This window comes from Streptomyces sp. NPDC024687 (genome assembly GCF_055559055.1).
Window position 1 is genome coordinate 65,765 of the sequence record NZ_JBVHLJ010000001.1, and the last position, 22,669, is coordinate 88,433.

The following is a 22,669-nucleotide window of genomic DNA, read 5'->3' on the forward strand; positions in this document are numbered from 1 at the left end:
GGCGCGGTGCGGCTGCGTGACGTCACGGTCAACGGGCCCTCGAACGGCATCTGCCGCTCCCTCGGCTTCCGGTACGGAGCCGACCTCGACGTGACCTTCGCGGACCGGGTCCTACGGAGCAACCACTGGGCGATCACGCCGCGCACCGACCTGGCGGGGCATTGAACCGAGGAACATGGACCAGGTGGTCGGAGAGACGGTGACGTGAGGGTCGGCGGGGGTCTTGGAATCGCGGATGTGGATGGCGGAGGCCACGGCGACCTCGACGCATTCGCCGCCCGTGTTGTCGCTGTAACTGCTCTTGAACCAGGCCAAGTTGTTCACAGTTCACCCGCCAACTGCTCGATCAGACTCACGGACTCCTCGGGGTTGAGGGCCTGCGTTCGGATCATCGCATAACGGCGGGCGAGTACTCCCACCTCGTCGGGCTTGGAAACGAGGTGGCTGTTGCCCTGGCCTTCCAGATAGACCAGGCTGATCTCCTCCGGCGTCTCGATCACGGTCATCGGACCGGCCAAGCACGCGTGCCCCGCCCTGCTCGTCGGCATCACCTGGACCGTGACGTTGGGGCGCGCGGCGCATTCGACGAGGTACTCGTACTGCCGGCGCATCACGTCCGATCCTCCGATCAGTCGGTGCAGGGCAGCCTCCTCGACCACCATGCTGATCATTGCCACTGGCCTACGGCCGATCAGCGCCTTGCGCTCCATACGAGCCGTGACATGTAGCTCGACCTCCTCGGGATCTACCGGGGGAACCGCATGGTCGTACAACGCACGGGCGTAGTCCTCGGTCTGGAACAGCCCGTGGATCAGTTGTGCGCAGTACGACGACACGCTCAGCGCCTCCTGCTCAAGTTGAACCATGCCCTGGAAATGCGCCGGATACCTCTCCAGCCGCAGGTACTTGACCGCCACCGCGATCAACCCCCCGGCGCCCAGCGCCTTCTCCGCGGCCTCGATGAAGTCATCAGTCGCGGGCTTCGCGCAGGTCTCCACCGCGCTCACCGCCGCCCCCGAGTAGGCCATCAGGTCGCCCAACTCGTTCTGTGACAGCCCCGCCGACACCCGCAGCAGCCGCAGCACCTCCGCGAAGTACTGCGCGGCCGGTGACATCGACGTCTTCTTCGGCTGCCCCATCGCAACGCCCCCTTCAACACGGCTCAACACCGGTCAACGCCCGTACGAGCCCACTCGCCGTGTGCGGACGTCGACACTCCGTCACTGTCGAAGGTAGCGACCAGGGTCGACAGTCATAGAGTGAACACAGAAAGTCACTGTCACGCCTGGCGCCGCCGCTTCATGCCCCTCGCGGAGAACGTCGCCGAAGCCCGTCACGGCGCCCAGCTCGTCCTCACCACCTGGTCGATCCCCGAGGACACCGCCGACACGATCGCCCTGATCCTCACGGAACTGGCCGCCAACGCCGTCCGGCACGCGCGGACCCCGGGCCGTACCTTCGATGTCTTCCTCACCTACGACGGCGAGAAGGCCGTCGAGGTCGAGGTCGCCGACGGCTCGCCCCGTCGCCCGGTCGTCAAGTCCTTCGACCCGGAGTCCACTTCGGGGCGCGGCCTGCTCCTCGTGGAGGCACTTGCCGATGCCTGGGAGGTGCGGGAGCGGGAGTTCGGTAAGTCGGTCTGGGCTCGTGCGTTGGTGCGCAGCTGATTCAGCACCACCTCCAGCACTGCGTCTGCTGGGTCGCCGTCCTGGACCGGTGTCAGGACCCGGGCGCTGAGATCACACCTCGTCCGTAACCGGAACCGCCCGCAACTGAGGCGTCCGCGCCCCCACACACCCCACCGCCGCCACACACATCAGCCCGCCCGTGACCAGCGCCGTCACGCCCGACGTCCAGCCCGCGACCAGTCCGCCGCGCAGGTTGCCGAGGTGGGGGCCCGCCTGGCCGACGATCGTTTCGGCGGCCGTGACCCGGCCGAGCAGGGCGTCGGGGGTGTGGGTCTGGACGATGGTCGTACGGGAGAGGACGGCGAGGGCGTCCGCCGCGCCGGCCGGCACCAGCATGCCCAGGGCCGCCCATGCGCCGGCGGACAAGCCGAACAGCGCCAGGGCCGCGCCCCAGGTCGCCGACGCGCACAGCATCACCGGGCCGGGACGGGCCAGGCGGGTGACCGGGCCGGAGAAGACCGTCGCGGCGACCCCGCCCACCGCGAGCGCGGACAGGAACAGGCCGAGCGTGCGCGGATCGCCGCCGAAGCGCTCCTCGTTGACCAGCGGGAACAGGCTCACCGGCATGGACAGCACGGTCGCGGCCAGGTCGGTCAGCAGCGCGCCGCGCACCACCCGGTGACCGGTCAGGAAACGCAGCCCGTCCAGGACGCCGTGCAGACCGGGGCGGGACTTCTCCCCCTCGGGCGGCAGCGCGGGCAGACCGTAGGCGCCGTAGAAGGACATCGTGAAGCTCAGGGTGTCCAGGAGGTAGCAGACGCCGATGCCCCACCAGCCGAGCACGACCCCGGCGACCGCCGGGCCGACCAGCATCATCGCCTGCCCGGTGACCTGCTGGAGCGCGAGACCGGCGGCCACCTGTTCCCGGGGCAGCAACCGCGGCACGAACACCCCGGCGGCGGGCGCGCCGAGCGCGGCGAAGGAGGTCTGCGCCGCGACCAGCAGCAGGACCACCAGCACCGGCGCGTGCCCGGCGAAGCCCTGCACGGCCAGCAGCAGGGAGCAGACCGCCGAGCCGACGGTGCCGGTGAGGTAGACCCGGCGCCGGTCGGCCCGGTCGACCCAGGCGCCGGCGAAGAGACTCACCGCGACCATCGGCACCGCCTGGGCGATACCGACCGCCCCGCTCCAGAGCGTGCTGTGGGTCATGTCCCACACCTGGTACATGACGGTGACCATGGTCATGAAGGTGCCCAGCGTGGACACCGTGCGCCCGAACAGCAGCCGCCGGAAGACGGGCGAACTACGCAGCGGCCGTACATCGAGGAACGTACGGCTGAGGCTCATGAGACCGGGGGCGGGGGAGGGGCGGGCTGATGCACCCCGGGACGCTATCCGGCCCCTCCCGCCAAGACCACCCGTTTAATCGCCGTCAGCCGTCAGCCGTCAGCCGTCAGCCGTCAGCCGTCAGCCGTCAGCCGTCAGCCGTCAGCCGTCAGCCGTCAGCCGTCAGCCGTCAGCCGTCAGGCGTCAGGCGGAGTCGTTCAGGAGCCGGGCCAGATGCTCGCGGCCGGCCTCCAGCAGCTCCTCCAGCGGTGCGGCCGCCTCGTACCACCGCTTCTCGTACTCCCAGCACAGCCAGCCGTCCCAGCCGTTCCGGGAGAGGACCTCGACGCACTCCGCGAGCGGCAGGACACCGGCGCCGAGCGCGACGGGGGTGGTGTCCTCGGCCGAGGCGATGTCCTTGACCTGCACGTACCCCAGGTGCGGGGCGAGGGCCGCGTAGGTCTCGGAGGGCTGTTCGCCGCCGAGCCAGGTGTGCATGACGTCCCAGAGCGAGCCGACCTGACGGTGGCCGACCGGGCCGAGGATCCGGATCGCGTCGGCGCCCGTGCGGTGCGAGTCATGGGTTTCGAGGAGGATGCGTACGTCGAGGTCACCGGCGTACTCCGCGGCCGTACCGAGCCGCCGGGCGGCCGTGGCGTCGGCCTCCTCGCGGGACTGGTCGGAGGCGGCGCCGGGGAAGACGCGGACGTATCCGGCGCCGAGGTCGCGGGCCAGGTCCAGGAGGCGGTGGATCTCCTCCACGACGGGCTCGTCGTCGCCGGGCGCCGCCACGCGCGCGTACCCGGCGACACCGAGGACCTCCACGCCGGCCGCCTTGAACTCGGCGACCGCGTCGGCCCGTTCGGCGAGTCCGACACCGGGGTGCAACGGCTCCTCCGGATGCGCGCGCAGTTCTACTCCGTGATAGCCGTACGTGGTCGCGAGCCGCAGCACGTCGGTCAGGGGGAGGCCGGGGACACCGAGGGTGGAGAACGCCAGTTTCATGCGCCTACTCTCACCCGGTGGAGTCGGTGAGGTCCAGCCGGGAGCCTGGATGAGCCGAGCCGCCACTCGACCACCCCCCTCAATCTCCCGTGCCGGTCAGCTCCAGTCGCCAGTCCTGCCCGTTCAGGTCCCTGCCGAAGGAGCGGTGGGGTTTCTCGGCGGCCAGGACGAAACCGTGGCGCTGGTAGAGGCGGCGGGCTGCGGTGAGGACGTCGTTGGTCCACAGGACCAGGTCGCGGTAGCCGGCACCGCGTGCGAAGTCCACGACGGCCGACACCAGCCGGTCCCCGATGCCGAGGCCGCGCGCCTCGGGCTCGACGAGCAGCAGCCGGAGCCTGGCGGTGGCGGGCGCCTCGTCCCGTACGCACATCACGCAGCCCACCGGCCGCCCGTCCAGCTCGGCGATCCACACCCGCTCCAGATGCGGATCGTGGTCCTGCGCGAAGTCGGCGACGATCCTGGCGACCAGCGCTTCGTAGTCGGCGTCGAAGCCGTACTCGGCGGCGTACAGGGCCGCGTTCCGGGCCACGATCCAGCCGAGGTCGCCGGGGCCCGGCTCGCGCAGCAGGACGTCCTCGCGGCGCGGGGGGCGGCCCTCGGACAGGAGCGTACGGACGGTCCGCATCGCCTCGGTGAGCCGGGGCCGGTCGGCGGCGGGGACGGTCGCCAGGAGCGCGCCCACGGATTCGTCGGCACGTTCGGCGAGCAGCGCGGCGGTCTCCCGGCCGCGCGGGGTGAGCGTGACGCGGCGACGGCGCGGATCCCGGACCGAGGGTGTGCGCTCGATCAGTCCGTCCTGCTCGAACTTGTTGAGGATCCGGCTCAAGTACCCCGCGTCCAGGGAGAGTTCGGTGCGCAGATCGGCGGCGTCGGTGCGCGGTGAGTGTGCGAGCTCGTACAGGACGCGGGACTCGGTGAGGGTGTACGGGGCGTACAACTGGCGGCTGTAGTCGAGGGCGCCGATGACGTTCGTGTAGAAGCGGTTGAAGGCGCGGATGTCCTGGACGGTCATGTCGCTCGACCCCCGGATGCTTGACTCAGTCAGAGATACCGATGGACCGAGCGTAGGACGCCCGCGCCCGCCGCGGCTACCCCTCGGTGGCCGGCCGGTAGACGCACACCTGCACGCCGGTCTTCCCGGTGACCGTGGACACCAGCTCGAACGGCCGCTTCGCCCCGTCCTCCGGGAAGATCGACTTGCCGCCGCCGAGCACGACCGGCATCACGATGAGCTGGAGCTCGTCGACGAGCCCCTCGCCGATCAGCGTGCGGACGAGGGTGGGGCTGCCCATCATCGCCAGGTCGCCGCCCTCGCTCTCCCGCAGCGCACGGATCCGCCCGACGGCCTCGGAGCCCGGGATCCGCTCGGTGTTGTTCCAGGTCAGCTCGGAGTCGCCGAGGGTGTCGGTGACGACGTACTTCTTCAGGGAGTTCAGCCGGTCGGCGAAGGGGTCCCCGGCCTGCTGCGGCCACGCCGCCGCCATCGTCAGATACGTCCGCCGCCCGTACAGCAGCGCCTCGGCCCGCTCCATCCCCTCGGTGAACGCCGGTCCGAGCACCTCCGCGTCGAAGTAGGGGTGCGACCACCCGCCATGCGCGAACCCGCCGTCGGTGTCCTCCTCGGGCCCACCGGGCGCCTGCACGACCCCGTCCAGACTGATGAACTCACTGACGACGATGCGCATGGGACTCACTCCATTTCCTGGCCGGTCGGTTACGGCAGTGCAGACCGGGGTGGGGCGCGGAACTCATCGGTGCGGGGAGCGTACGGCGTCTTCGGGTTCAGTCCCACCGGAACCGTCACCTGCCTGTCGATATCCGATGGACAAGGATCGTGCCGACGACAGACTGATCCGATGACCGCATTGGATCCCACGGCCGACCTCCGCCTCTACCTCCAGGACGCCCGAGACTGCCTGCTCCTGAAGCTCGACGGCCTCTCCGAGTACGACGTCCGCCGACCCCTGACGCCGACCGGGACCAACCTCCTGGGACTGGTCAAGCACCTCACCGGTGCCGAGGCGGTGTACTTCGGCGAGACCTTCGGCCGGCCGCTCCCCGGGGCCCAGCCCCTGTGGATCACCGGCGCCGCCGAACCGAACGCCGACCTGTGGGCGACTCCCGAGGAGACCCGCGAGCAGATCGTCGACGGCTACCGGCGGGCCTGCGCCCACTCGGACGAGACCCTCGACGTCCTTCCCCTGGACACCGTCGGCCGCGTCCCCTGGCCCCCGCACTCGGAGCTCACCCTCGGCCGCATCCTGATCCACATGATCGCCGAGAGCCACCGCCATGTCGGTCACGCCGACGTCGTACGCGAGCTCGTCGACGGGTCGGTGGGGCAGCGGGCGGAGGGGGACAACATGGCGCCGGGGGACGGGCACTGGTGGGAGCAGCACCGGAACCGGGTGGAGGCGGCGGCGAGGAAGGCGGGCGGGCGCTGACCCTCCCCTGAAGGCGCCACGCAGCAGCTACCCCCAGGGGCGTCCGGCCCTCAAGTCCGAGGAGCTCCCGAAGAGCCCCGCACCATGAGTTCCCCCCGCACCGTTGCGATCCCCCCGGGCGGCGGCTCCTCCCGCCCCATCGCGATCCGCCCCGCCCGCGCCCCCGCCTCCGCCAACGGCAACCGCACCGTCGTCAGCGCGGGCACCGCGTCGATGCTGAACGGCAGGTCGTCGAACCCGGCGACGGACACGTCGTCCGGAATCCGCAGCCCCGAGTCCCGCAGCGCCGCGCACGCGCCCAGCGCGACGGAGTCGTTCGCGGCCACCACGGCCGTCAGCGACGGATCCCGCCGCAGCAGCTCCAGCGTGGCCTCGTACCCGGACCGGCGGTCGTAGCGGCCGTACACCGTCCAGCGGGGATCCTCCTCGATCCCGTGCGCCTCCAGTGCCGCCCGGTGCCCCTCCAGCCGGTGCCGGGTCGTCGTCCGCTCCTGGGGGCCCGCGATGTACCCGAGCCGCCGGTGGCCGAGCCCGATCAGGTGGTCCGTGAGCTCCTTGCCCCCGCCCCGGTTGTCGAAGGTCAGCGCGAACGCCCCGGTCTCCGGCGCCGGCGGCCGCCCGCACAGCACGATCCGCGTCCCCGCGTCCGCCAGCTTCCGCAGCTTGGCCGACATCGCCGCCTGGTGCGGCGCGTCCTCCACCGCCCCGCCCGTCAGGACGACCGCCGCCGCCCGCTGCCGCTGGAGCAGGGTGAGATACGTCAGCTCCCGCTCCGGAGAGCCCCCGGTGTTGCAGACGACCCCGAGCCGCTCACCGCCCGCGCGCCCGCCCGGCCCCCCGATCTCCGACTGGATCGCCCCGGCCATGATCCCGAAGAAGGGGTCCGCGATGTCGTTCACGAGGATCCCGACGAGGTCCGACGTGGCGGCGGCGAGCGAGCTCGCCGGCCCGTTCAGCACGTAGTCCAGCTCGTCCACGGCCCGCAGCACCCGCTCACGGGTCGACGCGGCCACGGGATAGTTCCCGTTCAGTACGCGCGACACCGTCGCGGGGGAGACCTGGGCGCGGGCCGCCACGTCCGCCAGGGTCACCGTCATCTCGTCGTCCTCCGGTCGCGCGCCTCGGCATGCCTGAGCGGGCCTCGGCGCATCTAAGTCGTACTTCGTCGTACACGCGGGCCCCCACGGCCCGGTTCCGAGCTGACCTTAAGGCCATGACGCCCAGTTGTTCGCCCCCTCGAACAACTCACCCCCGCCGCAGTCTTGTCCAGACCGGTGGTCAGAGGCTAGCTTCTTCCTGGATAGAAAGCGCTTGCTGTAACGCTCATCAGTGGAGCGTGCGCGGCGCGCACGACCGCGTACGACTCCGATGAAGGGAATGACGTGACACGCAAGACGGTGCGTATCGCCATGAACGGTGTGACGGGGCGCATGGGCTACCGCCAGCACCTGGTCCGCTCGATCCTCGCGATCCGCGAGCAGGGCGGTCTCGACCTCGGTGACGGCAACGTGCTGTGGCCCGAGCCGATCCTCGTGGGCCGCCGTGAGCACGCGCTGAAGGCCCTCGCCGAGCAGCACGGCCTGGACCCGGCGAACGTCTCCACCGACGTGGACGCGGTCCTCGCCGACCCGACCGTGGAGATCTACTTCGACGCCCAGGTGACCTCCGCGCGCGAGGAGGCCATCAAGAAGGCGATCGCGGCGGGCAAGCACATCTACACCGAGAAGCCCACCGCCACCGGCCTCGACGGCGCCCTGGAGCTGGCCCGCCTCGCCGAGGCGAAGGGCATCAAGCACGGCGTCGTCCAGGACAAGCTGTTCCTGCCCGGCCTGCTCAAGCTGAAGCGCCTCATCGACGGCGGCTTCTTCGGCCGGATCCTCTCGATCCGCGGCGAGTTCGGCTACTGGGTCTTCGAGGGCGACTGGCAGACCGCGCAGCGCCCGAGCTGGAACTACCGGGCCGAGGACGGCGGTGGCATCGTTGTCGACATGTTCCCGCACTGGGAGTACGTGCTCCACGAGCTCTTCGGCCGGGTGAAGTCAGTGCAGGCCCTCACCGCCACCCACATCCCGCAGCGCTGGGACGAGAACGACAAGCCCTACGACGCCACCGCCGACGACGCCGCCTACGGCATCTTCGAGCTCGACAGCGGCGCGATCGCCCAGATCAACTCCTCCTGGGCGGTCCGCGTCAACCGCGACGAGCTCGTCGAGTTCCAGGTCGACGGCACCGAGGGCTCCGCCGTCGCCGGCCTGCGCAACTGCCGCGTTCAGCACCGCTCCGCCACCCCGAAGCCGGTCTGGAACCCGGACATCCCCGCCACCGAGGTCTTCCGCGACCAGTGGCAGGAGGTCCCGGACAACGCCGAGTTCGACAACGGCTTCAAGGCCCAGTGGGAGCTCTTCCTCAAGCACGTCTACGCCGACGCCCCCTACCAGTGGGACCTCCTCGCCGGCGCCCGCGGCGTCCAGCTCGCCGAACTGGGCCTCAAGTCCTCGGCCGAGGGCCGCCGTCTCGACGTACCGGAGATCTCGCTGTGACGATCCGACTCCCCGACCTCCAGGGGGGCTTCAGGGCCTACGAGCCCCGCGAGGAGCCCTTCGCCGCCACCCCCGGCACCCCTTTCACCTCCCGTACGGTCTTCTCGGCGGCGCACGTCGTCGCCGATCCGTTCGCCGACTCCACGCCGGACTCCCCGGCCGCCGTCGACTGGGACGCCACCCTCGCCTTCCGCCGTCACCTGTGGTCGCACGGGCTCGGTGTCGCCGAGGCCATGGACACCGCCCAGCGCGGGATGGGCCTGGACTGGGCGGGCGCGGCCGAGCTGATCCGGCGCAGCGCCGCCGAGGCCAAGTCGGTCGGCGGTCTCATCGCCTGCGGTGTCGGCACCGACCAGCTCACCGGCCCCGCGACCTTGGACGAGGTCCGCGCGGCCTACGAGGAGCAGCTCGCCCTCGTCGAGGAGTCAGGCGCGCAGGCCATCCTGATGGCCTCCCGGGCCCTCGCGGCCGCGGCGAAGGGCCCCGAGGACTACCTGGAGGTCTACGGCCACCTCCTGCGCCAGTCCGCCGAACCGGTGATCCTGCACTGGCTGGGCCCGATGTTCGACCCGGCCCTGGAGGGCTACTGGGGCTCGTCCGACCTGGACGCGGCGACCGACACCTTCCTGGAGGTCATCGCCGCCCACCCCGACAAGGTCGACGGCATCAAGGTCTCGCTGCTGGAGGCCCAGCGCGAGATCGACATCCGCCGCCGGCTCCCGCAGGGCGTCCGCTGCTACACGGGTGACGACTTCAACTACCCCGAGCTGATCGCCGGTGACGACCAGGGCTTCTCCCACGCCCTGCTCGGCATCTTCGACCCGCTGGGTCCGCTCGCCGCCGAGGCGGTCCGCGTGCTGGACACCGGTGATGCCAAGGGCTTCCGCGAACTCCTCGACCCCACGGTCGAGTTGTCCCGCCACCTCTTCCAGGCGCCGACCCGCTTCTACAAGACGGGCGTGGTGTTCCTCGCCTGGCTGGCCGGCCACCAGTCGCACTTCACGATGGTCGGCGGCCTCCAGTCGGCCCGCTCCCTCCCGCACTTCGCGCGCGCCTACGAACTCGCCGACGGCCTGGGCCTGTTCCCGGACCCGAAGCTGGCCGAGGAGCGCATGAAGAACCTGCTGTCCCTGTATGGGGTGAACCAGTGACCGACCTGTCCCGCTTCTCGATCAACCAGATGACGGTCAAGCAGCTGTCCCTGCCGGAACTGGTCGACGCCTGCCGCGACTTGGGCGTCGGCAACGTCGGCCTGTGGCGCGAGCCCGTCCAGTCGTACGGCGTCGAGGAGACGGCCAAGCTGGTCCGTGACGCGGGCCTCACGGTCACCACGCTGTGCCGCGGCGGCTTCTTCACGGCGATCGACCCGGACGAGCGGGCCGCGGCCCTGGACGACAACCGGCGTGCGGTCGACGAGGCGGCGACCCTGGGCACCGACACGCTGGTCCTGGTCTCCGGCGGCCTCCCGGCCGGTTCCAAGGACCTGCACGGCGCCCGTGAGCGCATCGCGGACGCCCTGTCCGTCCTGGGCCCGTACGCGGAGGAGCACGGGGTGAAGCTGGCCATCGAGCCGCTGCACCCCATGTACGCCTCGGACCGCTGTGTGGTCTCCACGCTCACCCAGGCCCTCGACCTGGCGGAGCGCTTCCCCGCCCACCAGGTCGGCGTCACGGTGGACACGTACCACATCTGGTGGGACGACAACGCGTCCGCGCAGATCGCCCGCGCCGGCGCCGGCGGCCGTATCCATACCTTCCAGCTCGCGGACTGGACGACCCCGCTGCCGGAGGGCGTGCTGAACGGCCGCGGGCAGATCGGCGACGGCGCGATCGACATGCGGGAGTGGCAGCGGTACGTCGAGGCGGCCGGGTACACGGGCGCCATCGAGGTCGAGCTGTTCAACGACGCGCTGTGGGCCCGCGACGGCCGCGAGGTCCTTGCCGAGACCGCCGAACGGTTCGTGGCGCACACCTTGTGAAGCGAGGGCCGGAGGGGAATCTCGGGAGTCCCCTCCGGCCCCGTCCGGAGCCCTTACGGATTCCGGGAAACCGTCGTGAACGTCCGGTCGAAGCGCCGGGCCGCCAGGTCCGCGCGCTGGACGGACCAGTGGGCGGTGGCGCCTTCCAAGCCGTCGATCCAGGGATTCCACTCGGCGAGCAGCACCCAGTCCGCGAGGTCGCCCGAGACCGGCTCACTCCCGCCCCAGCGCCCGGCCGCGGCCTCCTGCACCGCGCACCACACGGCCTTCCCGACGGGGTCGGTGTCGACGGCCTCCTGGTCGGCGTACCCGCCGATCCGGAGCCGCCCCGAGGAGGCGATGTCGTCGTGGGTCTCGTGCCACACCGCGGCCAGTTCCTCGGAGCGCGGATGCCCGGGCAGCGGTACCCAGCGGGGCTCCTCGGGTATCTCGACCCAGTGGTGGTACGGCAGCGAGACGTCGACCGTCGCCCTGAGCGTCTCCTGCGGGAACTGCGCGAAGACCTCCTGGTACTCGTCGTCGTTCTCGAACCAGGCCCACCCCTCCTTGTCCCGCTCCTCCACGGCCGTCCCGGACGGTACGTACACCGCGCTCCCCATGCTCTCCCGGTCACCGAAGTCCTCGGGATAGGCGAACAGCAGCAGGTGGCCGTCGGACGGCAGGGACAGATCCGTCGCGCCGGCGGGCAGGGCCGCGAGGTCGATGGACGCGACGAAGGGATGGAAGGGGTGCGTCACCCCCACGGGAAGCAGCAGCGGCCCCCCGAACCGCCCCACGACCGGCCCGTCCCCGTGCTCGGCCAGCGTCGCGCAGGGCCGGGCGGTGTCCATCCACCGCTCCACGTCCTCGACGGGGATCCCACGTGCGAGCGCCTTGTCACGGAAGGGACGTAACCTCATCCGCGTGTCCTCGGAAGTCATGGCCGGAACGGTAGCGGCGGGCACTGACAAAAAAATCCGGGAAGCCGTACAACCCTTTCCGCACCTGGCCGGTCGTACTTGGCATCAGGACTCTTGGAGGGGGATCCGGGGGGATCGCGGGGGTTCTGATGGGGGAGGGGAAAGCCGAGAGGCCCGGTCCATGGACCGGGCCTCTCGAAACATCTGCGCGGGCGGCGGGTCAGAAGAAGACCCCGCAGCGCAGCAGCACATTCGCGTACGGCCGTGCCTCGCCCGTGCGTACGACCAGCCGCGCGTTCGCCGAGAGCTTCTTGAGCCTCTCGTGGGGGACCAGGTGCAGCTCGGGGAAGCGGGCGTGCAGCAGTTGCGCGGCCGCGGGGTTGGCGTCCCGCACCTCCGCGGCGGCGGTGCCCCCTTCCACGACCAGCTCGGTGAGCAGCCCGTCGAGGACCTCCGCGAAGGACGGCACCCCGGCCCGGAAGGCCAGGTCGACCACGCGCGGCCCGTCGGGGATCGGCATGCCGGCGTCGCACACCAGCACCCCGTCCCCGTGCCCGAGCTCGGCGAGCGCGCCGGAGAGCTGACGGTTGAGTATTCCGGCCTTCTTCACGGCGCCCCGACCTCCTCCGCCGTGGGGAAGGAGTCCTGCGCGCCCTTGCGGGTCACCGCGACCGCCCCGACCCGGGACGCGTACGCGGCGGCCTCCGCCAGCCCCGCACCGGCCCCCAGCCGGGACGCCAGCGCCGCCGTGAATGCGTCCCCCGCCCCCGTCGTGTCCACGGCGTCCACCTTCACCGACGCCACCCGGCTCACCCCCGCCGAGGACGCCACCAGCGAGCCCTCGGCGCCCAGGGTCACGACCACCGACCGCGGCCCCTTCGCGAGCAGCAGCCGCGCCCAGTCCTCCGGCGCGTCGCTCACACACGCGTCCCCGAGGATCACCTTCGCCTCGTGCTCGTTGACGATCAGCGGATCACAGGCCACCAGGACCTCGGTGGGCAGCGGCCGCGGCGGCGACGGGTTCAGCACGAACCGGCTGTCCGGCGACAGGTTCCGCACCACCTCCACGACCGTCTCCAGCGGGATCTCCAGCTGGGTGGAGACCACCCGGGAGGCGTGGAAGAGGCTGACCGCGGCCCGTACGTCCCCCGGCGTCAGACGCCCGTTGGCGCCCGGCGAGACCACGATGCTGTTGTCGCCCGACGGATCGACGGTGATCAGGGCGACCCCCGTCGGCGCCCCGCCCACCAGCACGCCCACCGTGTCGACCCCGGCAGCCCGGAGTGAGTCGAGCAGCAGCCGGCCGTGCCCGTCGTCGCCGACGCGGGCCAGCAACGCCGTACGCGCGTCCAACCGGGCCGCCGCGACCGCCTGGTTGGCGCCCTTGCCCCCCGGGTGCACGGCCAGGTCCGAGCCGAGCACCGTCTCGCCTGCGCCGGGCCGCCGCTCGACGCCGACCACCAGGTCGGCGTTGGCGGATCCCACGACCAGCAGGTCGTAGTCGTACATGAAGATGACTCCCTGTGGGGTGAGTGGGGCGCTCAGCCCGTGAAACCGGCCACGTTCTGCTTGGTGACCACCTTCACCGGCACCTTGACCGTCTCCTCGACCTTCTTGCCCTCGATGGCCTTCAGCGCGTTGTCCACCGCGATTCTGCCGAGTTGGGAGGGCTGCTGTGCGACGGACGCGTACAGCGTGCCGTCTTTCACCGCCTTCAGGCCGTCCGGCGTGCCGTCGAAGCCGACCACCGAGACCGACGTGCCCGCCTTGGAGCCCAGCGCCTTGATCGCGCCGAGCGCCATCTCGTCGTTGGCGGCGATGACGCCCTGGACGTCCGGGTGGGCCTGGAGCAGGTTCGACATCACGTCGAGGCCCTTGGTGCGGTCGAAGTCGGCGGGCTGCTGCGCGACGACCTGGATGCCCGGATATGCCTTGAGACCCTGCGCGAAACCCTGCGCGCGCTCACGGGCGGCGGACGTACCGGCCTGGCCCTGAAGGATCACGATCTTGCCCTTGCCGCCGAGCTTCTCGCCGATGCTCTTGGCGGCGAGCTCACCGCCGGCGACGTTGTCGCTGGCCACGAGGGCGTCCGTCTTCGCGTTGTTGACGCCGCGGTCGACCGCGATGACCGGGATCTTCGCCTTGTCGGCGGCCTTCACCGAGTTGCTCGCCGCGTCCGAGTCCACCGGGTTGACGATGATCGCGCCGAGGCTCGAACTGGTGAAGTTCTGCAGCTGGTTGGCCTGCTGGGAGGCGTCGTTCTGGGCATCGGTGACGGTCAGGTCCACGCCCAGCTTCTTCGCCTCGGCCTGGGCGCCCGAGCGGATCTGCACGAAGAAGGGGTTGTTCAGGGTGGACAGCGACAGACCGACCTTCGGGTTCGCCGTCGAGGACGAGCCGTTGTGCAGGAAGGAGGTCGCGCCGACGATCGCCACGGTGACCACGGCCGCGAGACCGTACGTGGCGGCCTGGCGCCCCTTGCCGCCCTGCGAGGCACCCGTCACCGGGGTCGCCCCCGCCTTGCGGCGCAGGGTGTCCAGGAGCACCGCCAGCGCGATGACGACACCGATGACGACCTGCTGCCAGAACGCGGACACGTTCAGGAGGTTGAGGCCGTTGCGCAGGACCGCGAGGATCAGCGCGCCGATCAGCGTCCCGGACGCCTTGCCGGTGCCGCCCGCGAGCGAGGCACCGCCGATGACGACCGCGGCGATCGCGTCCAGCTCGTAGCCGTCGGCGGCCTGCGGCTGTGCCGAGGACAGCCGGGCGGCGAGCACGACACCGGCGACGGCCGCGAACACACCGGACAGCGCGTAGATGGCGAGCTTCTGCTTCTTCACCCGCAGCCCGGACAGGCGGGCCGCCTCCTCGTTGCCGCCGATCGCGTACATCGAGCGGCCGATGTAGGTCCGTCCCAGCACGAAGGCCGCGAGGAGCCCCATGACGACCATGACGAGGACGGGCACCGGCAGCCAGCCGCCGAGCGTGTCACCGAGGTGCGAGACCGAGTCGGGGAAGGCGATCGGGGAGCCCTCGGAGATCACCAGCGACAGACCGCGCGCCACCGAGAGCATCGCCAGCGTGGCGATGAACGGCGGGAGTTTGCCGTACGCGATCAGGAAACCGTTGACGAGACCGGCCGCGATGCCGGTCACGACGGCGAGGACGACGGCCAGGAAGACCGGCACCCCGTGCGAGGTCGCGCTCCAGGCGAGGACGGTGGCCGACAGGGCCGCCACCGAGCCGACCGACAGGTCGATGCCCGCCGAGACGATCACGAAGGTCACACCGAAGGCGAGGATGGCCGTCACGGCCGCCTGGACGCCGACGTTGAGCAGGTTGTCGGTGGTCAGGAAGTCGCCGGACAGCGCCGACATGGCGATGACCAGGACGATCAGCGCGGTCAGCGCGCCGTTGTCGAGCAGGAGACGGCGCAGGCCACCCGCGCTCGCCCCGCTCTTGAGCGTGTCAGTGGCCACCGGGGGCCTCCTTGTCGTTCTTTACGGTGTTCGTGCTGACGGCGAGTGCCATCACGGAGTCCTGCGTGGCCTCGTCGGCGGCGAGTTCGCCGGCGATCCGGCCCTGGGCCATCACCAGCACCCGGTCGCTCATGCCGAGCACCTCGGGCAGATCGCTGGAGATCATGAGGACGGCGGCACCGGCCGCGGTGAGTTCGTTGACGAGCTGGTAGATCTCGACCTTGGCGCCGACGTCGATCCCGCGCGTGGGCTCGTCGAGGATCAGCACCTTGGTGTCGGCGAGCAGCCACTTGCCGATGACGACCTTCTGCTGGTTGCCGCCGGAGAGCGTCCGCACGTGCTGGTGCAGGCCCGCCATCCGCACGCCGAGCTGCTCGGCGATCCGCCCGGCGGCCTCCCGCTGGCCCTTGAGGTCGACGAGCCCCGCGCGCGTGGCGGCCCGCATGGTCACCAGACCCAGGTTCTCCTCGACCGACTGGTCGAGCACCAGGCCCTGGCCCTTGCGGTCCTCGGGGATCAGACCGATCCCGGCCGCCATGGCGGCGCCCACGTCATGCCCCTTCAGGGCCGTCCCGGCGACGTGCACGGCCCCCTTGTCGTACGGGTCCGCGCCGAACACGGCCCGCACGACCTCGGTACGGCCCGCTCCGACCAGCCCGGCGATGCCGACCACCTCGCCGGCGTGCACCTCAAAGCCGATGTCGTGGAAGACGCCGTCGCGCGTGAGGCCCTCGACCTTCAGAAGGGCGGCTCCCGTCTCGCCGCGCTCCCGCGGGTACTGCTGCTCGATCGACCGCCCCACCATCAGGCGTACGAGCTCGTCCTCGGGCGTGGTGGCGGGCACCTGCCCGACGGACTTCCCGTCCCGGATGACCGTGACCCGGTCGCCCAGGGCGGCGATCTCCTCCAGATGGTGGGTGATGAAGACGATCCCGACCCCGTCCTCGCGCAGCCTGCGCACGATCGCGAAGAGCTTGTCGACCTCCCCGGAGGTGAGCACGGCGGTCGGCTCGTCCATGATCAGCACGCGCGCGTTCAGACTCAGCGCCTTGGCGATCTCGACCATCTGGAGCCGCGCGATGCCGAGTTCACGCACACGCGCGCGGGGCGACACATTGACCCCGACGCGCTTGAGCAGCACCTCGGCGTCGGCCTCCATCCGCTTCCGGTCGATCATCCCGAAGCGGCGCGGCTGCCGGCCCAGGAAGATGTTCTCGGCGACCGTCAGATCGGGGACGAGGTTGAACTCCTGGTAGATGGTGGCGATGCCCAGCCGCTCGGCGTCCTGCGCCCCGCGGATGTGCACCTCCTCGCCGTCCACCAGCACACGGCCCTCGTCGGGGTGGTAGGCGCCCGACAGCATCTTGATCAGCGTGCTCTTGCCGGCGCCGTTCTCGCCGAGCAGTACGTGCACCTCGCCCCGACGCAGATCGAAGTCGACGCCGTCGAGCGCGACCACGCCGGGGAAGGACTTCCGTATGCCCTCGATGCGCAGCAACTCGTCCTCGTTGCTCACGGCTCGCTCCTGTTCGTTACGGGGTTCTCGTGCGCGTCCTCGCCGCAGGAACGGCGGACGACGAGACGGGCGGGGAGGGTGACCGACGCGGGCGGCCGCCCCTCGATGCGGTCGACGAGCGCGCGCACGGCGGCCCGCCCCAGCTCGCCCGTGGGCTGGGCGATCGCGGTGATCGGCGGATCGGTGTGCACGAACCACGGGATGTCGTCGAACGCCGCCAGGGCGAGGTCCTCCGGTACCCGCAGCCCACGCGCGCGTACGGCGTCCAGCGCGCCGAGCGCCATCAGGTTGTCGGCCGCGAAGACGACCTCGGGCGGCTCCGGCAGGTCGAGGAAGCCCTCGGTGACCCGCCGCCCGCTCTCCGCCTGGAAGTCGCCCTGCCCGATGTAGGCGTCGGGCAGTTCGAGGCCGTACGCCTCGAGAGCCTCCCGGAAGGCCGCCACGCGCTCCTGACCGGTCGTGGTGGCGGCGGGCCCGGCGATGATGGCGAGCCTGCGGTGCCCCAGCGCGTGCAGATGGGCGACGAGATCGCGTACGGCGGCCCGTCCGTCGGCCCGCACGACCGGCACGGCCACACCCGGGATCCAGCGGTCCACGAACACCATCGGCGTCCCCGCGCGCACGGCGTCCAGCATCAGGGGGGAGCCGCCGTCGGTGGGGGAGACCAGGAGCCCGTCGATACGGCGGTCCAGCAGGTTCCGTACATGGTGGTCCTGGAGGTCGGGCCGTTCGTCGGCGTTCCCGATGATCACGCTGTACCCCAGCGCGCGGGCCTCCTCCTCGACGGAGCGGGCCAGCTCGCCGAAGTAGGGGTTCAGCACGTCGCTGATGACCAGGCCGAGGGTGTGGGTCTGGTCGGTGCGCAGGGAGCGGGCGACGGCGTTCGGGCGGTAGCCCAGGGCCGCGACGGCGGCCAGCACACGCGTGCGTGCGTCCGCGCTGACCGACGGATGGTCGTTCAGTACCCGCGACACCGTGGCGACGGAGACCCCCGCCTCGGCAGCGACATCCTTGATGCTCGCCATCGCCGCTCCACCTCCTCGTGGAACTCGTGGAATCGATTACAAGATCCCTTGCAGGAAGGATTGGAATCGATTCCACGACGGTTGGCAAGACCCCGAGACCGGATCGTGATGTCGCGGGCGGGGCGAGAACGGATCAGGCTGAAAGGACCAGGAGTGTTTTCCTCGAGGCCGTGGCGGGCCGGAGCGGAGGCGTCATGACGGCGGCCACTCACGACGAGGTACCCGTGGTCATCGAGGGCGGCGGGTTGGAGGTGCGCACCAAGCCCATCGGCGGCGGCATGTCCGTCGGCTACTTCCGGCTGCCGGAGGGCACGGACATGGGCCCCGCCCTCAAGGGCCTCGACGGCGACGCGTGCCAGTGCCCGCACTGGGGCTACCTGCTCAAGGGCCGGCTGAAGATGCTCACGCCCACGGGCGAGGAGGAGTACGAAGCGGGACAGGCGTACTACTGGGGACCCGGCCATGTCCCCGTCGCCCTGGAGGACTGCGAGTACGTGGATTTCTCCCCGACGGAGGACCTCCGGACGGTGATCGACCACGTGACGTCACAGGCGGGGTAGCCGGGTCGGGTGCGCGTGGGGCTCTGCACGCTCCGATCCCGGAGACCGCCGGGCGCTGTCGGTGCCGGGCGGTACCGTCGGATCATGACCGATCAGGCGGGGGCCTCCACGGGTGAACGACGACTGGCCGTGCTCGAAGGCGTGCTGGAGCGGATCGCATGGTTTTGACAAGCAGGTGATCGGCTGGAGCTGCTCCCGCTGTCAGACCTGGCCGGTACCGTCGGATCATGTCCAGGCAAGAGGCAGCGGCGGACCGCCGATTGGCAACGTTGGAAGGCGTGCTGGAGCGCATCACGTACGCCAACGAGGACAACGGCTACACGGTCGCCCGCGTCGACACCGGCAGAGGCGGCGGCGACCTCCTCACCGTCGTCGGCGCGCTGCTCGGCGCCCAGGTGGGGGAGTCCCTGCGGATGGAGGGGCGGTGGGGCTCCCACCCGCAGTACGGCAAGCAGTTCACCGTCGAGAACTACACGACCGTCCTGCCCGCCACCGTCCAGGGCATCCGCCGCTATCTCGGCTCGGGGCTCGTCAAGGGTATCGGGCCCGTCTTCGCCGACCGCATCACCCAGCACTTCGGCATCGACACCCTGAAGATCATCGAGGAGGAGCCGAAGCGGCTCGTCGAGGTCCCCGGTCTCGGCCCCAAGCGCACCAGGAAGATCGCCGACGCCTGGGAGGAGCAGAAGGCGATCAAGGAGGTCATGCTCTTCCTCCAGACCGTCGAGGTGTCCACCTCCATCGCCGTGCGCATCTACAAGAAGTACGGCGACGCCTCGATCTCCGTCGTCAAGAACCAGCCCTACCGGCTCGCTTCCGACGTCTGGGGCATCGGCTTCCTCACCGCCGACAAGATCGCCCAGTCCGTCGGCATCCCGCACGACAGCCCGGAGCGCGTCAAGGCGGGCCTGCAGTACGCCCTTTCGCAGTCCAGCGACCAGGGGCACTGCTACCTCCCCGAGGAACAGCTGATCGCCGACGCGGTCAAGCTCCTCCAGGTCGACACCGGTCTGGTCATCGAGTGCCTCGCCGAACTCGCCGAGCCGGACGAGGAGTCGGGCGACCCCGGCGTCGTACGCGAGAAGCTCCCCGGCCCCGACGGCCACGAGGTCACCGCCGTCTACCTCGTCCCCTTCCACCGCGCCGAACTCTCCCTGTCCGCCCAGCTGATGCGGCTCCTGCGCACCGACCAGGACCGGATGCCCGGTTTCCGGGACGTGGCCTGGGACAAGGCGCTGGGCTGGCTGAAGGGCCGTACCGGCACCGAGCTCGCCCCCGAGCAGGAGGCCGCCGTGAAGCTCGCGCTCACCAAGAAGGTCGCCGTGCTCACCGGAGGCCCCGGCTGCGGCAAGTCCTTCACCGTGCGCTCGATCGTGGAGCTGGCCCGCGCCAAGAAGGCCAAGGTCGTCCTCGCGGCCCCGACCGGCCGGGCCGCCAAGCGCCTCGCCGAGCTCACCGGCGCCGACGCCTCCACCGTCCACCGCCTGCTGGAGCTGAAGCCCGGCGGCGACGCGGCCTACGACAAGGACCGCCCGCTCGACGCCGACCTGGTGGTGGTCGACGAGACCTCCATGCTGGACCTGCTCCTCGCCAACAAGCTGGTCAAGGCCGTCCCGCCGGGCGCGCACCTGCTGTTCGTCGGGGACGTGGACCAGTTGCCCAGCGTCGGTGCCGGCGAGGTCCTGCGGGACCTCCTCGCCGACGGCGGCCCGGTACCGGCCGTGCGCCTCACGCGCGTGTTCCGGCAGGCCCAGCAGTCCGGTGTGGTGACGAACGCGCACCGGATCAACGGCGGGCAGCACCCCGTCACCGACGGCATGAAGGACTTCTTCCTCTTCGTCGAGGACGACACCGAGGAGGTCGGCCGGCTCACCGTGGACGTGGCGGCCCGTCGGATTCCGGCCAAGTTCGGCCTCGACCCGCGCCGGGACGTCCAGGTGCTCGCCCCCATGCACCGAGGGCCCGCAGGCGCCGGCACCCTCAACGGTCTGCTCCAGCAGGCCATCACCCCGGGCCGCCCCGATCTCGCCGAGAAGCGGTTCGGCGGCCGGGTCTTCCGGGTCGGCGACAAGGTCACCCAGATTCGCAACAATTACGAGAAGGGCACCAACGGCGTCTTCAACGGCACCGTGGGCGTGGTCACCTCGCTCGACCCTGTCGACCAGCGCCTCACCGTGCTGACGGACGAGGACGAGGAGGTGCCGTACGAGTTCGACGAACTGGACGAACTGGCCCACGCGTACGCGGTGACCATCCACCGTTCCCAGGGCAGCGAGTATCCGGCCGTGGTGATCCCGGTCACCACCAGCGCCTGGATGATGCTCCAGCGGAATTTGCTGTACACGGCGGTCACCCGGGCGAAGAAGCTGGTCGTCCTCGTCGGTTCGCGCAAGGCGATCGGTCAGGCGGTGCGCACGGTCTCGGCGGGACGGCGTTGTACGGCGCTGGACTTCCGGCTCTCGGGCCGGTGAGGAGCGTCAATCGTGAGACAACACAAAAAATGATCGATCAAATGAGTCACGTGGGTCACAGAGCTCTTCCGGAAGCGGTTGCGGAGGGGCAGGATGAGCAAGTTGGCGGCACTCAGTGCCGCTGATACGCCCAACGGCCGACCCCGAGTGCACTCTCCTGCGCCAAATGGGGGATGGTAGAGACAGTCAGGGCAACCTCGAAGAAGAGGCACAACGTCGGTGAGGGATGACGTGAGCGACAACTCTGTAGTAGTGCGGTACGGCGATGGCGAGTACACCTACCCGGTGATCGACAGCACCGTCGGCGACAAGGGCTTCGACATCGGGAAGCTCCGCGCCCAGACCGGTCTGGTCACCCTGGACAGCGGCTACGGCAACACCGCCGCCTATAAATCCGCCATCACCTACCTCGACGGCGAGGCCGGCATCCTCCGGTACCGCGGCTACCCGATCGAGCAGCTGGCCGAGCGCTCCACGTTCCTGGAGGTCGCTTACCTCCTGATCAACGGTGAGCTTCCGACCGTCGACGAGCTCTCGGCGTTCAAGAACGACATCACGCAGCACACCCTGCTGCACGAGGACGTCAAGAACTTCTACCGGGGCTTCCCGCGCGACGCCCACCCGATGGCCATGCTGTCCTCGGTCGTCTCCGCGCTGTCCACGTTCTACCAGGACAGCCACAACCCCTTCGACGAGAAGCAGCGCAACCTCTCGACGATCCGGCTGCTCGCCAAGCTTCCGACGATCGCGGCGTACGCGTACAAGAAGTCGATCGGTCACCCGTTCGTCTACCCGCGCAACGATCTCGGGTACGTCGAGAACTTCCTGCGCATGACCTTCTCGGTCCCGGCGCAGGAGTACGAGCCCGACCCGGTCGTGGTCTCCGCCCTCGACAAGCTGCTCATCCTGCACGCGGACCACGAGCAGAACTGTTCGACCTCGACGGTCCGCCTCGTCGGCTCGTCCCAGGCGAACATGTTCGCGTCGATCTCCGCCGGCATCAACGCCCTGTGGGGCCCGCTGCACGGCGGTGCCAACCAGTCCGTCCTGGAGATGCTGGAGGGTATCCAGACCTCCGGCGGTGACGTCGACTCCTTCATCCGCAAGGTGAAGAACAAGGAGGACGGCGTCCGGCTGATGGGCTTCGGCCACCGGGTCTACAAGAACTTCGACCCGCGCGCGAAGATCATCAAGGCTGCCGCGCACGACGTCCTCTCGGCCCTCGGCAAGTCCGACGAGCTGCTGGACATCGCGCTCAAGCTGGAGGAGCACGCGCTTTCCGACGACTACTTCGTCTCGCGCAGCCTCTACCCGAACGTCGACTTCTACACGGGCCTGATCTACCGCGCCATGGGCTTCCCGACCGAGATGTTCACGGTCCTGTTCGCGCTCGGCCGCCTGCCGGGCTGGATCGCCCAGTGGCACGAAATGATCAAGGAGCCGGGTTCCCGCATCGGCCGCCCGCGCCAGATCTACACGGGCGTGGTCGAGCGCGACTTCGTCCCGGTCGAGCAGCGCTGACACCTGCCGGTCGGCTGAGGGGCGTCGCTTCGGTGGCGCCCCTTCGGCGTTTCCGGCGCGTGAGCGGCCGCCGGTGGAAGCGCAGTGCGCCTAGGAGCTCGCCGCTGAAGGAGTGTGGGCGACTGCGGTCCGGCCGTGGCTGGTGGCGCAGTTCCCCGCGCCCCTGAGGTGGGCGCGGACGCCTGCCGGTCGGCTGAGGGGCGTCGCTTCGGTGGCGCCCCTTCGGCGTTCCCGGCGCACGAGCGGCCGTAGAAAAGCGGAAGGCGCCCTGGCGACG

The 22,669-nt window shown here is 70.5% G+C and carries 22 protein-coding genes; 9 read left to right on the forward strand and 13 right to left on the reverse strand.

What is annotated here, in order from left to right; all coding sequences use genetic code 11:
• Positions 1-6: 6 nt before the first annotated feature.
• Positions 7-165, forward strand: a complete 159-nt coding sequence (locus ACZ39I_RS00270; protein WP_467243329.1) for a hypothetical protein — start codon at positions 7-9, stop codon at positions 163-165.
• On the opposite strand, the gene ACZ39I_RS00275 is transcribed toward ACZ39I_RS00270, so the two are convergent.
• Together ACZ39I_RS00275 and ACZ39I_RS00280 are read right to left on the reverse strand one after the other, a co-directional pair.
• Positions 112-324, reverse strand: a complete 213-nt coding sequence (locus ACZ39I_RS00275) for a DUF397 domain-containing protein (RefSeq protein WP_467241281.1) — start codon at positions 322-324, stop codon at positions 112-114. The genes ACZ39I_RS00270 and ACZ39I_RS00275 overlap by 54 nt on opposite strands.
• Positions 321-1,139, reverse strand: coding sequence for a helix-turn-helix domain-containing protein (locus ACZ39I_RS00280; RefSeq protein WP_467241283.1), 819 nt, complete (start codon positions 1,137-1,139; stop codon positions 321-323). Before ACZ39I_RS00280 ends, ACZ39I_RS00275 begins: the two co-directional genes overlap by 4 nt.
• A 120-nt stretch (positions 1,140-1,259) precedes the next feature.
• On the opposite strand from ACZ39I_RS00280, the gene ACZ39I_RS00285 reads away from it, so the two are divergent.
• A complete protein-coding gene (locus ACZ39I_RS00285) occupies positions 1,260-1,667 on the forward strand; it encodes an ATP-binding protein (protein WP_467241285.1) in 408 nt (135 codons plus the stop codon).
• A 72-nt stretch (positions 1,668-1,739) separates the two neighbouring features.
• Here ACZ39I_RS00285 and ACZ39I_RS00290 read toward each other — a convergent pair whose 3' ends face one another.
• The 4 genes from ACZ39I_RS00290 to ACZ39I_RS00305 form a co-directional block, all read right to left on the reverse strand.
• The gene (locus tag ACZ39I_RS00290) at positions 1,740-2,975 is read right to left on the reverse strand and encodes an MFS transporter (RefSeq protein ID WP_467241287.1); all 1,236 of its coding nucleotides are present in this window, start codon (positions 2,973-2,975) and stop codon (positions 1,740-1,742) included.
• A 183-nt stretch (positions 2,976-3,158) separates the two neighbouring features.
• Positions 3,159-3,959: a sugar phosphate isomerase/epimerase family protein gene (locus tag ACZ39I_RS00295; protein WP_467241289.1), complete on the reverse strand. Its 801-nt coding sequence runs from the start codon at positions 3,957-3,959 to the stop codon at positions 3,159-3,161.
• Between the two features lie 79 nt (positions 3,960-4,038).
• Positions 4,039-4,971 (reverse strand): bifunctional helix-turn-helix transcriptional regulator/GNAT family N-acetyltransferase, encoded by a 933-nt coding sequence (locus ACZ39I_RS00300; RefSeq protein WP_467241291.1) that lies wholly within the window; start codon positions 4,969-4,971, stop codon positions 4,039-4,041.
• A gap of 76 nt (positions 4,972-5,047) precedes the next feature.
• Positions 5,048-5,644, reverse strand: a complete 597-nt coding sequence (locus ACZ39I_RS00305) for a dihydrofolate reductase family protein (RefSeq protein WP_467241293.1) — start codon at positions 5,642-5,644, stop codon at positions 5,048-5,050.
• A 171-nt stretch (positions 5,645-5,815) separates the two neighbouring features.
• Here ACZ39I_RS00305 and ACZ39I_RS00310 point away from each other — a divergent pair, with 171 nt between their 5' ends.
• Positions 5,816-6,403, forward strand: a complete 588-nt coding sequence (locus ACZ39I_RS00310; protein ID WP_467241294.1) for a DinB family protein — start codon at positions 5,816-5,818, stop codon at positions 6,401-6,403.
• A 50-nt stretch (positions 6,404-6,453) separates the two neighbouring features.
• Here the strand turns inward: ACZ39I_RS00310 and ACZ39I_RS00315 are convergent, their stop codons facing one another.
• Entirely contained in the window at positions 6,454-7,500 is a 1,047-nt protein-coding gene (locus ACZ39I_RS00315; protein WP_467241296.1) for a LacI family DNA-binding transcriptional regulator, read from the reverse strand.
• A 285-nt stretch (positions 7,501-7,785) separates the two neighbouring features.
• Here ACZ39I_RS00315 and ACZ39I_RS00320 point away from each other — a divergent pair, with 285 nt between their 5' ends.
• Genes ACZ39I_RS00320 through ACZ39I_RS00330 form a run of 3 tightly spaced genes read left to right on the forward strand, consistent with a single transcriptional unit; the run spans position 7,786 to position 10,921 of the window.
• Positions 7,786-8,943 carry a Gfo/Idh/MocA family protein gene (locus tag ACZ39I_RS00320; RefSeq protein ID WP_467241298.1) on the forward strand — a complete coding sequence of 386 codons (1,158 nt, stop codon included), beginning with the start codon at positions 7,786-7,788 and terminating at the stop codon, positions 8,941-8,943.
• Entirely contained in the window at positions 8,940-10,094 is a 1,155-nt protein-coding gene (locus ACZ39I_RS00325; RefSeq protein WP_467241300.1) for a dihydrodipicolinate synthase family protein, read from the forward strand. Before ACZ39I_RS00320 ends, ACZ39I_RS00325 begins: the two co-directional genes overlap by 4 nt.
• Positions 10,091-10,921 (forward strand): sugar phosphate isomerase/epimerase family protein, encoded by an 831-nt coding sequence (locus ACZ39I_RS00330; RefSeq protein WP_467241302.1) that lies wholly within the window; start codon positions 10,091-10,093, stop codon positions 10,919-10,921. Before ACZ39I_RS00325 ends, ACZ39I_RS00330 begins: the two co-directional genes overlap by 4 nt.
• Before the next feature lie 53 nt (positions 10,922-10,974).
• Here the strand turns inward: ACZ39I_RS00330 and ACZ39I_RS00335 are convergent, their stop codons facing one another.
• The 6 genes from ACZ39I_RS00335 to ACZ39I_RS00360 all read right to left on the reverse strand — a co-directional run bounded on the left by ACZ39I_RS00335 (position 10,975) and on the right by ACZ39I_RS00360 (position 17,840).
• Entirely contained in the window at positions 10,975-11,841 is an 867-nt protein-coding gene (locus ACZ39I_RS00335; protein WP_467241304.1) for a DUF1963 domain-containing protein, read from the reverse strand.
• A 199-nt stretch (positions 11,842-12,040) separates the two neighbouring features.
• On the reverse strand, positions 12,041-12,430 hold the full coding sequence (gene rbsD, locus ACZ39I_RS00340; RefSeq protein WP_467241307.1) for a D-ribose pyranase: 390 nt from the start codon (positions 12,428-12,430) through the stop codon (positions 12,041-12,043).
• A complete protein-coding gene (locus tag ACZ39I_RS00345) occupies positions 12,427-13,329 on the reverse strand; it encodes a ribokinase (RefSeq protein ID WP_467241309.1) in 903 nt (300 codons plus the stop codon). Before ACZ39I_RS00345 ends, rbsD begins: the two co-directional genes overlap by 4 nt.
• A 32-nt stretch (positions 13,330-13,361) precedes the next feature.
• On the reverse strand, positions 13,362-15,299 hold the full coding sequence (locus ACZ39I_RS00350; RefSeq protein ID WP_467241311.1) for an ABC transporter permease/substrate-binding protein: 1,938 nt from the start codon (positions 15,297-15,299) through the stop codon (positions 13,362-13,364).
• Complete coding sequence (locus ACZ39I_RS00355) at positions 15,289-16,815, reverse strand: sugar ABC transporter ATP-binding protein (RefSeq protein WP_467241312.1); 1,527 nt, start codon at positions 16,813-16,815, stop codon at positions 15,289-15,291. The genes ACZ39I_RS00350 and ACZ39I_RS00355 overlap by 11 nt, the downstream gene beginning before the upstream one ends.
• A complete protein-coding gene (locus tag ACZ39I_RS00360; RefSeq protein ID WP_467241313.1) occupies positions 16,812-17,840 on the reverse strand; it encodes a LacI family DNA-binding transcriptional regulator in 1,029 nt (342 codons plus the stop codon). The genes ACZ39I_RS00355 and ACZ39I_RS00360 overlap by 4 nt, the downstream gene beginning before the upstream one ends.
• 194 nt (positions 17,841-18,034) lie before the next feature.
• Between ACZ39I_RS00360 and ACZ39I_RS00365 the strand changes: the two genes are divergently transcribed.
• From ACZ39I_RS00365 to ACZ39I_RS00375, 3 genes are all read left to right on the forward strand, one after another.
• A complete protein-coding gene (locus ACZ39I_RS00365) occupies positions 18,035-18,400 on the forward strand; it encodes a cupin domain-containing protein (protein WP_467241315.1) in 366 nt (121 codons plus the stop codon).
• 227 nt (positions 18,401-18,627) lie between these two features.
• On the forward strand, positions 18,628-20,871 hold the full coding sequence (gene recD2, locus ACZ39I_RS00370; protein WP_467241317.1) for an SF1B family DNA helicase RecD2: 2,244 nt from the start codon (positions 18,628-18,630) through the stop codon (positions 20,869-20,871).
• A gap of 231 nt (positions 20,872-21,102) precedes the next feature.
• Entirely contained in the window at positions 21,103-22,392 is a 1,290-nt protein-coding gene (locus ACZ39I_RS00375) for a citrate synthase (protein WP_352384175.1), read from the forward strand.
• The last annotated feature ends 277 nt before the right edge of the window (positions 22,393-22,669 follow it).

Coding starts and splice junctions, on each gene's coding strand:
- ACZ39I_RS00360 (WP_467241313.1), bottom strand. CDS start 17,840: ATGGCGAGCATCAAGGATGTCGCTGCCGAGGCGGGGGTCTCCGTCGCC.
- ACZ39I_RS00280 (WP_467241283.1), bottom strand. CDS start 1,139: ATGGGGCAGCCGAAGAAGACGTCGATGTCACCGGCCGCGCAGTACTTC.
- ACZ39I_RS00310 (WP_467241294.1), top strand. CDS start 5,816: ATGACCGCATTGGATCCCACGGCCGACCTCCGCCTCTACCTCCAGGAC.
- ACZ39I_RS00295 (WP_467241289.1), bottom strand. CDS start 3,959: ATGAAACTGGCGTTCTCCACCCTCGGTGTCCCCGGCCTCCCCCTGACC.
- ACZ39I_RS00315 (WP_467241296.1), bottom strand. CDS start 7,500: ATGACGGTGACCCTGGCGGACGTGGCGGCCCGCGCCCAGGTCTCCCCC.
- ACZ39I_RS00290 (WP_467241287.1), bottom strand. CDS start 2,975: ATGAGCCTCAGCCGTACGTTCCTCGATGTACGGCCGCTGCGTAGTTCG.
- ACZ39I_RS00335 (WP_467241304.1), bottom strand. CDS start 11,841: ATGACTTCCGAGGACACGCGGATGAGGTTACGTCCCTTCCGTGACAAG.
- ACZ39I_RS00345 (WP_467241309.1), bottom strand. CDS start 13,329: ATGTACGACTACGACCTGCTGGTCGTGGGATCCGCCAACGCCGACCTG.
- recD2 (WP_467241317.1), top strand. CDS start 18,628: ATGTCCAGGCAAGAGGCAGCGGCGGACCGCCGATTGGCAACGTTGGAA.
- ACZ39I_RS00305 (WP_467241293.1), bottom strand. CDS start 5,644: ATGCGCATCGTCGTCAGTGAGTTCATCAGTCTGGACGGGGTCGTGCAG.
- ACZ39I_RS00365 (WP_467241315.1), top strand. CDS start 18,035: ATGACGGCGGCCACTCACGACGAGGTACCCGTGGTCATCGAGGGCGGC.
- ACZ39I_RS00300 (WP_467241291.1), bottom strand. CDS start 4,971: ATGACCGTCCAGGACATCCGCGCCTTCAACCGCTTCTACACGAACGTC.